A 13,538-nucleotide genomic window follows, 5' to 3' on the forward strand; every position below is an offset into this window, starting at 1 on the left:
TGCCCGAAGGCGCCTAGCCTAGCAGGTATTCGTTTCGCCATGACGTTCGAGCCTCGTTCACTACACTGGGAGAACAGTCCGACAGGAGGGACACCGATGATACGTGCCTTGAAGGGCGCCACGCTGCTGGCGCTGGCCCTCGTCGCCACGGCGGCCCAGGCCGAGGAAACGGCCGTGCGCACCGAGCACCTGGACCTGCGCCTGGTGCCCATGGCCGAGGGTCTCGACGACCCTTCGAGCCTGGCCGTGCTGCCCGGGGAGCTGCTGGTGGTCGGCGAGCGCACGGGCCGGCTGCAGACGTTCTACAACGGCGAGCGCCAGGCGGTCGAAGGGCTGCCCGAGATCCAGACGGCGGGCCAGGGCGGGCTGTTCGATATCGTGGCATCGCCCGACTACGCCGACACCGGCTGGCTCTACTTCACCTATTCCAGCGGCGACGCGGCGTCCACCGCCACGGCGCTGGGCCGCGGGCGCCTGGCCGGCGACCGGCTGGTGGAGGTGGAGTCGCTGTTCGAACAGAACCGGCGCTCCGAACCCGGCCCGCACGACGGCGCCCGCCTGGCCTGGCTGGGCGACGACACCCTGTTGATGTCCATCGGCGACCGCGGCGAACCGGCGCGGGCCCAGGACACCCAGGACCACGCCGGAGCCGTGCTGCGCCTGGGCCCGCAGGGCCTGGCCCCCGAGGACAACCCGCTGCTGGAGCAGGCCGGCTACCTGCCCGAACTCTACTCCTGGGGGCACCGCCAGGTGCAGGGACTGGCCGTCGACGCGCGCGGCGACGTCTGGGCGGTAGAGGCGCGCGACAGCGGTCCCGCCGAGCTGCTGCGGCTTCGCGCGGGCGAGAATCACGGCTGGCCGGAGGGCAGCGACGATGCCGAAGCCGCCGGCGCCGACTTCCTCGACGACCTGGCCAGCGGCGAGCTGTTCGCTGACGACGAGGCGATCGCGCCCACCTATCGCTTCGCCGAGGAGGGCTCGCCCTCAGGGCTGGCGGTGGTCGACGGGCGGCACTATCCGGCCTGGGAAGGGCACCTGCTGGTGGGCGGCATGGAGAGCGGGCAGCTCTATCGCCTCGAGATCGCGGCCGGCGAGGTGGCCGAGGCGGAAGCACTGCTCGACGCCTCCCTCGGGCCGGTACGCGACGTACGCCAGGGACCCGACGGCCTGCTCTACGTGCTGATCGGCGGCGACAGCGGCCGCGTCTTCCGCCTGGAACCCGCGCCATGAGCGCCAGGCACCGTGCCCACAAAGCCCGATAGCGCCTCATCCCCCGGGGGCAGGGACATCATCTTCCCTTCTCCTGCGGGCCGTTGCATTATCGTTGCTTGAGGCCATGCGCTGATACATTCGGCAAGGAGCGCCGACAGCGGTGCAGCACATTGCCGCGATGAGTCAGCACGGCGAACACGGCAAGAGGGCTGCGCATGCGCAAGAGAGGATGGCTGGCGGCGCTCGGTTTTTGGCTTGCGGCGCCGACCCATGCCGGCCTGGAAGGACTGACTTTCATTACCGAAGAGTACCCCCCCTACAACTACCTGCGCGAGAGCCATCTCGAGGGCATCTCCATCGAGATACTCGAGCGCATCTTCGCGCTGACCGGTGCGACCCTGTCGCGTGACGACATCCGCTACTACCCCTGGGCGCGCGGCTACGATACGGCGCTGACCGAACCTGGCACGGTACTGTTCTCCACCACCCGCACCGAGCAGCGCGAAGCGCTGTTCCAGTGGGTCGGGCCCATCGCCACCGACCGCGTCACGCTGATCGCGCGGCGCGACAGCGGCATCACGCTGGAGAACCTCGACGAACTGATCGACGCCGACTACCGCGTCGCCGTGATTCGCGAGGACATCGGCGCTCAGCGCCTTGAAGAGGCCGGCGTACCGCCGCGCCAGCTGCAGGTGGCCATTTCCAACGTCAGCGCCATGCACATGCTGGAGCACGGGCGGGTCGAGCTATGGGCCTACAGCGAGGACGTGGCCTTCTGGCTGATGCAGGAGCATGGCCTGCCCACCACCGACTACATGCCGGTGCTGACGATCAGCGAATCGGACCTCTACTACGCCCTGCACCGCCACACCGACCCGGCGCTGGTCGACCAGATGCAGCAGGCCCTGGATGCGCTGAACCGCCACGGCGTGCTGGGCGATATCCTCGGCAGCAACATCGTGTTCAACACCGAGGACTACCCGCCCTACAACCATCGCGCCGCGGACGGCAGCATCACCGGGCGCTCGACCGAGCGCCTGCGCCAGGCCCTGAAATCCGCCGGACTGTCCGCGCATTTCCGCCTGCTGCCCTGGGCCCGCGCCTTCACCGAGGCCCAGCTGCGCGAGCGCCACTGCGTCTACTCCACCACCCGCACCCCTGAGCGTGAGCCGCTGTTCATCTGGATCGGCCCGCTGGCGACCAGCACCTGGGCCGCCTTTACCCGGCCTGGCTCCCGCGTACGAGCGGCCACGCTCGACGAGCTTTCCGGCCTGCGCGTGGGGGGGTTCCGCGCCGATGCGGTGGGGGAATACGTCATCGAACAGGGCGTTCCGGTGATCATGGCCACGGCCGAGCGCGAGAACCTGGGGCGCCTGCGCGCCGGGCTGATCGACGTCTGGGTCACCGGGGCACAGGCGGCGCACACCCTGGCCCAGGAAGCCGGCGTCGACCTGCGCCACCTCTTTGATTTTCATGAAGTTGACCTCTACCTGGCCTGTCACCCTTCGGTGCCGGAGCCTTTCGTGGCACGCTTGCAGGCGGCGCTGGATCGACAGCCCGCCGTCCAAGGAGACGCACCACCGTGATACCCCACCCCGACAAGGAACGTCGACCGGGAGAACGCCGCAGCCTGACCGTCAAGCAGGCCATGCTGACCCTGCCGCTCGTGCTGCTGCTGAGCGTCTTGGCCGGCGCGTTAGAGCTGGCGCTCGACACCCGCCAGATGCGCCAGCAAATCGAGCAGCGGACCGAGTACCGCCTCGACCTGGTGCTGGGCACCGCCGCCGAAGCCGCCTTCCAGCTCAACCCTGACCTCGCCTCGCAGGTGGTGGAAGGGCTGTATGGCGGCGGCCGTGCTGCCCGCGTCATCATGCGCGACGACTTCGGACGCACCATGGCCTCGCGCAGCCTGGCCTGGGAGCCACCCTCCGGCCGACTGGCCGACGCCCTGTTCGGCGACATCCTGCACTACCAGCGTACCCTCTACTACGGCACTCAGGACGACGGCGCGCCGCAGCCGGTCGGTGAGCTGCACATGACCCTGGCGCTCAGCACCCTGTACCGCGACTTCCTCGGCCAGAGCCGCTTCGTCTTTACCTTGGGCGTGCTCAAGGCCCTGCTCATCGCCGCGCTGGTCGTCGCCCTGTTCCACGGTTTCATCACGCGCCCGCTGCTCAGGGTCCACGCCGCCATCGTGGCCACCGATCCGCGCCGGCCGGGCCAGTGGCCCAAGCCCCGGCTCAGGCACCACTCCAACGACGAGTTGGGCGACCTGGTGCACAGTCTCGACGAGCTGCTGGTCGCCTTCCAGAGCGGCCTCGACCAGCGCGACCGGCTGCGGCACATCTCCACCATGGATGGCCTGACCGGCATCGCCAATCGCCGCCGCTTCGACGATTTCCTCGAAGCCGAGTGGCAGCGCGCCATGCGCTCGGGCAGCGCCCTGTCGATCATCTTCATCGATATCGACCACTTCAAGGAGTACAACGACCACTACGGCCATCTGGCCGGCGACGACACTCTGCGCAGCGTGGCCGATGTCCTGACCGGCGTGGTGCATCGCGCCGCGGACCTGGTGGCACGCTACGGCGGCGAGGAGTTCGTCTGCGTGCTGCCCGACACCGATCTGCAGGGTGCCCTGCAGGTCGCCGAACAGATCCGCCACGGCATCAGCGAGCTGAACATCCCCCACGCCTACGCCGCAGGCAGCGACCGGATCACTGCAAGCCTCGGCGTGGCCAGCGCGACCCCGGCCGATGGGCTGAACTGTGCCGAGCTGCTGGCCCAGGCCGATGCGCAGCTCTATCAGGCCAAGCATCAGGGCCGCGATCGGGTGGTAGCGCACAGCTGAGCCCGGGGAACCGCCCGGGCCAGGCGTACTCGATAGAAGAAGATCCGCCAATGGAGAGACGCCATGAACAGACGCGATGAGTTCGTCGAGCAGATGAAGGCGCGACTGGACGAGTGGAATGCCGAAATCGACGCCCTTTCCGAACGGGCACGCCGCGCCGGGGCCGAGGCCCAGACGCGCTACCGGGAGGATATCGAGCGGCTCAAGCAGCGCCGCGACGAGACCCGCCGCCGCCTCGAGGCGCTGCAGACGGCCGGCGAGGCGGCCTGGGACTCGCTGCAGCAGGGCGTGGAGGAGGCCTGGGAGCTGATGCGCAAGGCCTGGCGCGATGCCAGCGCCCATGAGCGCGAGACGCGTGACGCCACGCCCCCGGACGCGCCGCCGTCGCACCGCCCGCCCGGGGGCTCGCCCTAGCGGGGTTTACACCTAGCGGGAGTTTCACTCGCGGCCCTCCCGGGCGGCATCCACCCGCCTAGCCGCCGCGCGGCGTATCGTCGGACGGGCGTACGTTCGCCTCCAGCGGCGTGGCGTGCGCCTCGCTGCCGCGCTGCAGCCTATCGATGGCCTCGTCGCCACGGCGCGCCAGCGCCGCCAGGCGATCGATCTGGGCGTCGAGCTGCGGCAGCGCCTCCTGGCGGTAGCGCGACAGGTCGTCGATGGCACCCATCACCTCGCCAAAGGCTTCTTCCAGCGCCTGCATGTCGAGCTGCGCGGAAGCCGCGCGGGTCTGGATCTCCACCCCCTGCTGGCGCAGCGCCCTGGCGGTGCCGGCGATCAGGTCGGAGGTGGTGGTATTGAGCGACTCGACGCGATCCAGCACCAGCCGCTGGTTGGCCAGCGCCAGCGCCACGGCGACCGCCACCGTCAGCGCCGAGACGGTGACATGAATCGCCCGGTCGACGCCGCGGATCAGCTCGCGGTTGTTGCGAATGATCACTTCCAGCGCCAGCACGCCCTGCTGGCTCACCGCCATCTGCTGCTGCAGGTCGACGATGCGCTGGCGCAGCGGAAAGCGCAGCTCCTCTTCGATGAAGGCGCGCTGGGGGTGCTCACCGCCCCGCTGTTCCAGCGCCTGGCCAAGGCGCCGGTCGATCAGGCGGCCGAGGTCGATCTGGCGCGTGAGCCGGGCCAGCAGGCTACGCAGGCTCTCCTGGTCGTCACCGAGGGTGATGTTGTCGCGGCGCAGCATGTCACGCCCCGCCTCGAGGTCGGCGATGATGGCGTCGAGCGCCTGCTGGGCGTTCTCGAACTTGCGGAAGTAGCGCTGCACGCGGCCGCCGGCGCCGGGAATCCGCGCCAGCAGGCGGTCGAACGGACCCGACGCCAGGCGGTGCTGCTGGGGGTCGAGGGTCTGCATGTGGCCGCGCAGGTCGAGCAGCGCCTTGGCCACCGGGCCGCCTTCGTCGCCCTGGTGCGCCAGCTTGCGCAGCGGGGTCTGCAGCATCTCGCTGTGATGGGCGGCCTGCTGCTGCAGCTCCAGGCCCATTTCGTCCACCGCCCGGCGCTGGCGCGCCAGGCTGCCATCGTCGCCGGAGAGCACCTCGTCGACAAAGGCGTCGGCCATGCGCTGCAGCTGCGGGTCGTCGACCTCGGGCGTCGGCTCGGGGTCGGCCTGCCCCAGCTCCCTGGCGATCTCCTCCACCGGCGGCAGGGAGAGCGGCGAGCCAGTTTCCAACGGCGAGTTCATAAGCGTCTTCCCCTTCTGGATCATTCACGAGGTCGTTCACAATGCCTTTACAAGATCAGGCGAAGCGGCGCCGGGCTCAGCGCCGCTCGCTGCGACTGTAGCGCTCCGCCCCGCCAATGAAACGGCGCAGCTCTTCCAGCGCCTGGTCGGTGGCCAGCGAGGCCTGGGGGCGGCCGGTCTCGATTCGCGCCAGGGCCACCGCGGCGTCGTCGAGCAGGGTCAGCGCCGACTCGTTGCGCGCCGCCAGCCGCCGCAGCCGCTTGTCGGTCTCCTCGATCAGCTCCAGGCGCCGCTTCAGGGCGATGCGCTCTTCCACCGCGAGCCCCGCCTCCTCCTGGGCCAGGCGGCGGCGCACGTAGTCGCCGTCCAGCCCCGCCACCCCGCGAGCCTGGCCCGCCATCGAGCCGAAGGCATCCACCGCCCCCAGGCACACCTCGGTGACCAGGCGACGCGAGCGCTCGTAGGCCAGCTCGCCGGGGTCGAAGCGCGCGCCGAGCAGCGTCATGACATGGCTGTAGCGGGTATAGAAGCGATCGACCTGGGCCGCCAGGTCGGGCCGCTGCACCTCGAGCAGCCCCTGCTTGGCCCGGCACAGGGCCAGCACCAGGTCGTCGGCATCCACCGGCGGCCGGCTGGGGTCGAGTTCGGCGACACCGGCCTCGCGCGCCTGCCGCTCGTGCGCGGCCCGCTGGCGCTGCGCCTCGGCGTCGAGCTTGGCCTTCAGCCGCTGCTGGTGGCGCCGCGTCCGCCAGCGCCGCCAGCCGCGCTCCAGCGGCAGCGCAATGCCGATCGCCGCCAGCCCGGCGAGCCAGCCGCCCAGGCTCGGCCCGAAGCCCCCCCACAGCGAGGTCAGCCACAGCAGCATGCTGAGGAAGGGCACCAGCAGACCGTAGCGAAACACTACCTGCAGCCGGCCGGGGTTCTCGGTGGGCACCGCCAGCCGAGGATTGACCAGCCCCACCAGCGCCCAGGGCAGGCAGGTAAGGAAGAGGCCGTAGGCAAACCCCTGCAGAAATCCCAGCATAAGCCTTGTCTCTCAGCAAACGGCGACGAATGACTGCCTTTGAGTGTATGGGGGTCGGTGATCCTGTGCGAGCCTGCCGGCTCATCAACGGCACAGGCGAAAGCCGCGCATGCCGAAGTGGAAGTGGTCGGCGTGGGCCTGGTTGTAGTCGGGGCCCAGCACGTTGCCGAACAGCTCGCAGGCGCCGTCGCGCGCCTCGCGCAGGAAAGCGCCGCGCGCATCCTCGGCATCCCAGTGCTGCAGCAGGCTGACGCGCCGTCCATCCTCAAGGTGGAAGGCCGCCACGTCCAGCGCCTCGGCGGTGGCGTGCTCGCTGCGCCGGCCGGCCTCGCGTCCGTAGATGTTTCGACAGGCAAAGCTGCCGTAATGCTCCACCTGCACCACGCGGCTGTCGAGATGGGCCAGCGCCGCGGGCTGGAGCCGCTGGCGTTCGTACATGACCCAGGCCAGTGCCAGCGGGCAGGCAGCGACGAAGCTGGCGTTGAAGGTGACCTCGCTGCGCTGCATGCGCACCACGTTGTGCAGCGGGCAGCCCGCCACCGGCTCGTGATCCTCCAGCGGGGTCATGCGCAGCGCGCCGTCGGGAACGGTGTCCAGCGCCGCCAGGCAGCCCTCGCGATCATCGGCCAGAAGGTGCAGCTTCCATTTCGTCACCGGCGTCAGCGGGTCGTCGACGTGCAGCGGTGCCCAGGGGTGCCAGTGACGGGGGATCGCCTCCTCGAAGTGCCACCAGGCCGCCGCCCCGAGGGCGAGCAGCAGCAGCACGATCAGCAGCATGCGCATCGCGAGGCGGGGGTCAGAGCAGCAGCGTGAGGATCAGCGCCACGCCACCCACCAGCAGCGCGGTGATCACGGCGACATCCACCGCACGATCGAGCCAGCGATCGAAGCCGCCCGGAGAATGGCGACGCGGCTGGCGGCGCCGGGTGGCGCCGCGCTGCAGCGGGCGTTGGCGTGAGCCGATGAGAGACATGGTAGGCATCCGATACCCGATTCTTTCTCAAGCTTACGACCTGTCACCACGCCTGGCTACCGCCGTTGTCAACCATCTAGCCTCCTTCACGCCGATGAATACGCCGATTGACCACGTTGGGCGCCCGCCGCAGCCGCTCCTGCTCGCCCAGCGCCTCGGCCTCGAAGGCGTCGGCGCCCACCGGCGTCTCGCCATGACGGCGGTAGAGCTGGGTCAGCATGGCCTGGCGGTCGGCGCGAAGCTCGCGTACCAGCACCACGATCATGCCGTAGAGAATGAAGGTGAACGGCAGCGCCGAGAGCACCGACGCCGACTGCAGGCCCGAGAGCCCGCCCGCGGCGATCAGCGTGAGACAGATGGCGGCGATCAGCACCCCCCAGACCACGCGCTTGAACAGCGGCGGGTTGATCGAGCCGTTGTCGGTCATCTGCGCCACGATATAGGAGGCCGAGTCGGCCGAGGTGACTAGGAAGATAAAGATGAGCAGCATCGCGATCACCGACAGCACGCCGGTGAAGGGCATGAGGTCGAACATCTCGAACAGCGCCACGGTGATGTTGGCTTCAGTGGCCGCGGCCAGGCCGACATCGCCGTTCAGCTCCATGTGCAGCGCCGCGCCACCGAACACACCGATCCACAGGCAGGCCAGCAGCGGCGGCACGATGAGCACGCCGAACACGTACTGCTTGATGGTGCGCCCGCGCGACACGCGAGCCACGAAGGTGCCCACGAACGGCGACCAGGCGATGACCCAGGCCCAGTAGAAGATGGTCCAGCTGGCGGCCCAGGTGTTGTCGGTGAAGGGCGAGATGCGCAGGCTCATGCCGATGAAGTTCTGCAGGTAGTCGCCGATGCCCAGGGTGATGGTCTCAAGAATCATCACCGTGGGCCCGGTGATCAGCACATAGAGCATTAGCCCGATGCATAGGATCATGTTGAGGTTGGAGAGCCGCCGGATGCCTTTGTCCAGCCCCGACCAGGTCGAGGCCATGTAGGCCAGGAACATCACGAACAGGATGATGAACTGCCACAGCACATTTTCCGGCAGGCCGAACACGGCATTGAGCCCCCCGTTCATCTGCAGCACGCCCAGGCCCAGCGAGGTAGCCACCCCCATCACCGTGGCCACCACCGCGAACACGTCCAGCGTGGGCGCATAGGGCCGCACCCGCGGGTATTTCGCCGCCACCGAGGAGAGCACCGAGGAGACCAGCCCGGCCTGCCCCTTGCGGAACTGGAAGTAGGCGATGATCAACCCCACTACCGCGAACGCCGCCCACTGGTGCACACCCCAATTGAAGTAGCTGTACTGGATGGCATAGCGCGCCGAGGCGGTGGTTTCCGCCGGCACGTCGCCGTAGGGCGGGTCGATGTAGTGGAACATCGGCTCGGCCATGCCGTAGAACACCAGCCCCACGCCGAACCCTGCCGCCAGCAGCATGCTGATCCAGGAGAAAAAGCTAAAGCTCGGCGTACTGTCCTGCGGGCCCAGCCGAATCTTGCCGTACTTGCTGAAGGCCAGCACCAGCAGGAAGATCACGAAACCGAATACCGAAATGAGATAGAACCAGCCGAACAGGCGCGTCACGCCGGCAAGGGCGGCATCCGCCGCCGCTGCGAACTGATCGGGAAAGCCGGCACCGACGAGCACCAGCCCGAAAATGATCAGTGCCGAGGCGGCAAAGACCCGCTGCCCTCCATGGTTGGCCATATTGGATTCCTTTCGCTTCGTTCGTGAACGCCTTCAGCCTAGCAGCTGCCCCCACGGACACACAGCCAACCGGCAAATTCGCAGCAAGAGCATTGCATCCCATCGCATCTGCGACGATGCTGATGCAAAGCAGGCTAAACAATTCACGAGCGTCGCACCATGTCCCGACTCGCCACGACCCCTCTCTCCGTGCTCGACCTGGCGCCGATCCGCCAGGGCGGCACCATCGCCGACAGCTTCGCCGAAAGCGTGGCCCTGGCCCAACTGACCGAGCGCCTGGGCTTCACTCGCTACTGGCTGGCCGAGCACCACAGCCTCGACGGTATCGCCAGTGCCGCCACCGCGGTGCTGATCGGCCATGTTGCCGGCGCCACCTCGCGCATCCGCGTGGGCAGCGGCGGCATCATGCTGCCCAACCACCCGCCGCTGGTGATCGCCGAGCAGTTCGGCACCCTCGCAACCCTCTTCCCCGGGCGCATCGACCTGGGGCTGGGCCGCGCCCCGGGCTCCGATGCCGCGACCATGGCCGCACTGCGCCGCGACCCCTATGCCGGGGTCAACGACTTCCCCGACCAGCTGGCCGAACTGCAGGCCTTTCTCAGCGAGGAGCAGCCCGGCCAGCGGGTGCGCGCGGTGCCGGGCCAGGGCACCCGGGTGCCGATCTGGCTGCTCGGCTCCAGCGGCTACAGCGCCCAGCTTGCCGCTCGCGAGGGGCTGCCGTTCGCCTTTGCCGCCCAGTTCGCCCCCGGCTACCTGCACGAGGCGCTGCGGCTGTATCGCGACAACTTCCGCCCGTCGGACGTCCTGGCGCAGCCCTACGCCATGGTCGGCCTGCCGGTCATTGCTGCCGAGAGCGACGCACGCGCCCAGTTCCTCGCCTCCACCACCCGCCAGAAATTCCTCGGCATGGTTCGCGGCCAGCGCACCCGTTCGCTGCCGCCGAAGGAGAGCCTCGACTGGACCCCCATGGAGCGCACCCAGGTGGAGCAGTTCCTCGGTGCCGCGGTGATCGGCGGACCCGACACCGTGCGCGAAGGGCTCGAGCACTTCCTCGAACAGACCGGCGCCGACGAGCTGATGCTCAATACCGACACCTATGCCAGCGCCGACCGCCTGCGCAGCTATGAGATCGTGTCGGAGATATGGCACGCATGACCCCCTCACCTCCTGGCGCCAGGCTCGATCTCGCCGGCATCCTGGTTGGCATCCGCCGCATGGCACCACTGTCGCTGTTCGTGGTGGTGTTCGGCCTGGCCTTCGGTGTCGCCGCGCTTTCGCGCGGCCTGTCGGGCCACGAGGCGCTGCTGATGAGTGCGCTGGTGTTCGCCGGCGCCTCCCAGTTCGCCGCCCTGGAGCTGTGGGGGCCCGAGATTCCGCTGCTGCCGCTAATTGCCATTACCTTCGCCATCAACGCCCGCCACCTGCTGATGGGCGCCGCCATCCAACCCTGGCTGGCCCACCTGCCGCCGGGCCAGCGCTACGGCAGCGTGGTGCTGATGAGCGACTCCAACTGGGCCATGGCGGTCGCCGACCGCCAGCGCGGCGAGACCAACCTCGGCATGCTGGTCGGCGGCGGCATCACCCTGTGGTTGACCTGGCTGGCCGGCACCCTGCTTGGCGTGATCTTCGGCAGCGGCATCGAGCAGCCGGAGCGCTTCGGTCTGGACGTCATCATGGGCTGCTTCCTGCTGGCGATGCTGGTTGGCGGGCGCCGCGACCTCTCCATGCTGCTGCCCTGGGCAGCAGCTGCCATCGCGGCGGTGGCCGCCATGGCCTGGCTGCCGCCGCATGCCCATGTCATCGTCGGCGCCGTTGCCGGCGGTCTGGCGGGCGTACTGCTGCCGCCCAAGCGCACCGGGGAGGCAGCGCCATGACGCTTCCCGCCACCGCAGCCGGCGTCGTCGCCGCCATCCTCATCATGGCACTCGTCACCTACCTCACCCGTGCCGGCGGCGTGTTCGTGATGGCGCACGTGCCGATCGGGCCAAAGGTCGAGCGCTTCATCAACGCCATGGCGGGCTCGGTGCTGATCGCGGTAATCACCCCGCTGGCCATCCAGGGCGACTGGGGGGCGCGCGTGGCGCTGGTTGCCACACTCGGCGTGATGCTGACGACGCAGAAGGCGCTCGCCGCCATCGCCGCCGGTATCCTCGCCGCCGCCCTGTGGCGGCTATGGCTGTGATAGCCTGCAACCCTGGAACGTTTGGCGCACCTCGCTCTCCAACAGATACCGACCCACCCGCAAGCGGAGCCACTCCGCCGGAGATGTCAATGTTCGATCCCAACGACCCACGCCGCAACGCCGCCTGGCAGGCAGCCCAGCAGTGGCGCGCCCGGGCCAGCCAGTCTCCTCGTGGCCCGCTGGGCGGGCTCAAGCTGATCCTGACCTGGCTGCTGTTCGGCGTGCTGCTGATCGTCGGCACCGTGCTCGGCCTGTTCTTCCTGCTGCTCGGCTGGGCCATGCTGCCGATCGTGCGCTACCGCATGAAGAAGCGCCTCGAGCAGCTGCGTGCCGAGCAGGCCAGAGAGGCCGGCAACGGCTACTACGCGCACGAGACCCACTATCGCGAAACCCGCTACGGCAACGGCGAACACGAGCTGCTGGAAGGGGATTACGAGGTGCGCGACGAGCGCAAGCCCTGAGCGGCTCTCTCAACGTGAGCCTGGGTTGACGCAACAGGCTGGATTAAAAAAGACCCGCCACGAGGGCGGGTCAAAAAGTGTCATGCAGGGATGCAGACAAATGAAGGGGGGTCGGCCAAGCCGACACCGCTACAGAGTAGAACAAAAACGATTCCCACCACCAATAGCTTTTGCTGATGGTATCAATAGCCGCTTTTCTTATCGGCAATTCTCCCGCGGTGCAGCGCCAAGGTCGCAGGTCTGCTACGACTTAGGTAGGAAGGCAGGCAACTCTCGAACTGCTTAACTGGAAGCGGCAATCTGTCTTATCACCTGACGACGTGGAGAATTTCCTATGTGGACCAAACCCGCCTACACCGACCTGCGCCTCGGCTTCGAAGTTACCCTGTACATCTCCAACCGCTGAACCGGCACTCCTGCCCCTGGGCTGGCGCTGGCGCAGCGTCGGCCCCTGCCACGACCCGATACCTTCACCCTCAGGCACGGAGCCAACCATGCATGTACTGGTTCTGGGGGCTGCCGCTGGCGGCGGCTTTCCCCAGTGGAACTGCAATTGCCCGCTGTGCCGCGGCCAACGGGAAGGAAGCCTTGAGGCCACCCCGCGCACCCAATCGTCGATCGCCATCAGCAGCGACGGCGAGCGCTGGCTGCTGTGCAACGCCTCGCCGGACATCCGCGCCCAGCTGAACGCCAATCCCGAGCTGCACCCGCGCAAGATTCCCCGCGACAGCGGCATTTCGGGCGTGCTGCTGGTGGACGCCCAGATCGATCACACCACCGGCCTGCTGTCGCTGCGCGAAGGCTGTCCCTTCGACGTGTGGTGCACGCCCAACGTACACCAGGACCTGAGCAGTGGCTTTCCACTGTTCACCATGCTCGAGCACTGGGGCGGGCTGAACTGGCAGCCGATTGCCATCGACGACAACCACCTGGAAGCCGCCTTCGAGATTCCCGCCTGCCCCGGCCTGGCGTTCACCGCCGTGGCACTGAGCAGCAACGCCCCGCCCTACTCGCCGCGCCGCGGCGCGCCGACCCCGGGCGACAACATCGGCCTGCTGATCGAGGACCGCACCCGCGGCACGCGGCTGTTCTACGGCCCGGGGCTCGGCCGGCTGGACGACCGGGTGCGCGCCTACCTCGCCCAGGCCGACTGCGTACTGGTCGACGGCACCCTGTGGCACGACGACGAGCTGATTCGCGCCGGCGTGGGCAAGTCGACCGGTACCGACATGGGGCACCTGGCCCTGGCCGGGGCGGGCGGCCTGCTGGAGGAGCTCGACCGCTTGTCGCCTGCCACCCGCCGGGTGCTGATCCATATCAACAACACCAACCCGATCCTCGACGAAGGCTCGCCGCAGCGCGCCACCCTGGCCGAGGCCGGCATCGAGGTGGCCTTCGACGGCATGCGCCTGGAGATCTGAGCCGCGCCGAACCGCA

15 protein-coding genes are annotated in these 13,538 nt (G+C 68.6%); 10 read left to right on the forward strand and 5 right to left on the reverse strand.

Translation table 11 applies throughout. The annotated features are described in order from the left end of the window. The first annotated feature begins 96 nt into the window (after positions 1-96). From ACT7B3_RS15790 to ACT7B3_RS15805, 4 genes are all read left to right on the forward strand, one after another. On the forward strand, positions 97-1,230 hold the full coding sequence (locus ACT7B3_RS15790) for a PQQ-dependent sugar dehydrogenase (protein ID WP_445158587.1): 1,134 nt from the start codon (positions 97-99) through the stop codon (positions 1,228-1,230). A 197-nt stretch (positions 1,231-1,427) separates the two neighbouring features. Further along, the gene (locus ACT7B3_RS15795) at positions 1,428-2,798 is read left to right on the forward strand and encodes a substrate-binding periplasmic protein (protein WP_445158588.1); all 1,371 of its coding nucleotides are present in this window, start codon (positions 1,428-1,430) and stop codon (positions 2,796-2,798) included. Then, on the forward strand, positions 2,795-4,063 hold the full coding sequence (locus tag ACT7B3_RS15800; RefSeq protein ID WP_445158589.1) for a GGDEF domain-containing protein: 1,269 nt from the start codon (positions 2,795-2,797) through the stop codon (positions 4,061-4,063). The genes ACT7B3_RS15795 and ACT7B3_RS15800 overlap by 4 nt, the downstream gene beginning before the upstream one ends. A gap of 63 nt (positions 4,064-4,126) precedes the next feature. Continuing rightward, positions 4,127-4,477: a hypothetical protein gene (locus ACT7B3_RS15805; RefSeq protein ID WP_445158590.1), complete on the forward strand. Its 351-nt coding sequence runs from the start codon at positions 4,127-4,129 to the stop codon at positions 4,475-4,477. Between the two features lie 58 nt (positions 4,478-4,535). On the opposite strand, the gene ACT7B3_RS15810 is transcribed toward ACT7B3_RS15805, so the two are convergent. The 5 genes from ACT7B3_RS15810 to ACT7B3_RS15830 all read right to left on the reverse strand — a co-directional run bounded on the left by ACT7B3_RS15810 (position 4,536) and on the right by ACT7B3_RS15830 (position 9,458). Continuing rightward, positions 4,536-5,750 carry a toxic anion resistance protein gene (locus tag ACT7B3_RS15810; RefSeq protein ID WP_445158591.1) on the reverse strand — a complete coding sequence of 405 codons (1,215 nt, stop codon included), beginning with the start codon at positions 5,748-5,750 and terminating at the stop codon, positions 4,536-4,538. 76 nt (positions 5,751-5,826) lie between these two features. Continuing rightward, a complete protein-coding gene (locus ACT7B3_RS15815; RefSeq protein ID WP_445158592.1) occupies positions 5,827-6,774 on the reverse strand; it encodes a cobyrinic acid a,c-diamide synthase in 948 nt (315 codons plus the stop codon). Between the two features lie 84 nt (positions 6,775-6,858). Further along, on the reverse strand, positions 6,859-7,557 hold the full coding sequence (locus tag ACT7B3_RS15820; protein WP_445158593.1) for an extensin-like domain-containing protein: 699 nt from the start codon (positions 7,555-7,557) through the stop codon (positions 6,859-6,861). A gap of 13 nt (positions 7,558-7,570) precedes the next feature. After that, positions 7,571-7,747, reverse strand: a complete 177-nt coding sequence (locus ACT7B3_RS15825; protein WP_444679229.1) for a hypothetical protein — start codon at positions 7,745-7,747, stop codon at positions 7,571-7,573. Positions 7,748-7,823: 76 nt separating this feature from the next. Then, positions 7,824-9,458, reverse strand: coding sequence for a BCCT family transporter (locus ACT7B3_RS15830; protein ID WP_445158594.1), 1,635 nt, complete (start codon positions 9,456-9,458; stop codon positions 7,824-7,826). Positions 9,459-9,617: 159 nt separating this feature from the next. Here ACT7B3_RS15830 and ACT7B3_RS15835 point away from each other — a divergent pair, with 159 nt between their 5' ends. The 6 genes from ACT7B3_RS15835 to pqqB all read left to right on the forward strand — a co-directional run bounded on the left by ACT7B3_RS15835 (position 9,618) and on the right by pqqB (position 13,522). Next, positions 9,618-10,613: an LLM class flavin-dependent oxidoreductase gene (locus tag ACT7B3_RS15835; RefSeq protein ID WP_444679228.1), complete on the forward strand. Its 996-nt coding sequence runs from the start codon at positions 9,618-9,620 to the stop codon at positions 10,611-10,613. Next, the gene (locus tag ACT7B3_RS15840) at positions 10,610-11,332 is read left to right on the forward strand and encodes an AzlC family ABC transporter permease (protein ID WP_445158595.1); all 723 of its coding nucleotides are present in this window, start codon (positions 10,610-10,612) and stop codon (positions 11,330-11,332) included. The genes ACT7B3_RS15835 and ACT7B3_RS15840 overlap by 4 nt, the downstream gene beginning before the upstream one ends. After that, on the forward strand, positions 11,329-11,640 hold the full coding sequence (locus ACT7B3_RS15845; protein ID WP_445158596.1) for an AzlD family protein: 312 nt from the start codon (positions 11,329-11,331) through the stop codon (positions 11,638-11,640). Before ACT7B3_RS15840 ends, ACT7B3_RS15845 begins: the two co-directional genes overlap by 4 nt. 83 nt (positions 11,641-11,723) lie before the next feature. Further along, positions 11,724-12,101 (forward strand): hypothetical protein, encoded by a 378-nt coding sequence (locus tag ACT7B3_RS15850; RefSeq protein WP_445158597.1) that lies wholly within the window; start codon positions 11,724-11,726, stop codon positions 12,099-12,101. 334 nt (positions 12,102-12,435) lie between these two features. After that, positions 12,436-12,507 (forward strand): pyrroloquinoline quinone precursor peptide PqqA, encoded by a 72-nt coding sequence (pqqA, locus tag ACT7B3_RS15855; protein WP_081786101.1) that lies wholly within the window; start codon positions 12,436-12,438, stop codon positions 12,505-12,507. An 88-nt stretch (positions 12,508-12,595) separates the two neighbouring features. Further along, on the forward strand, positions 12,596-13,522 hold the full coding sequence (gene pqqB / locus ACT7B3_RS15860) for a pyrroloquinoline quinone biosynthesis protein PqqB (protein WP_445158598.1): 927 nt from the start codon (positions 12,596-12,598) through the stop codon (positions 13,520-13,522). Positions 13,523-13,538: the final 16 nt, after the last annotated feature.

The organism is Halomonas sp. E14 (genome assembly GCF_052568415.1).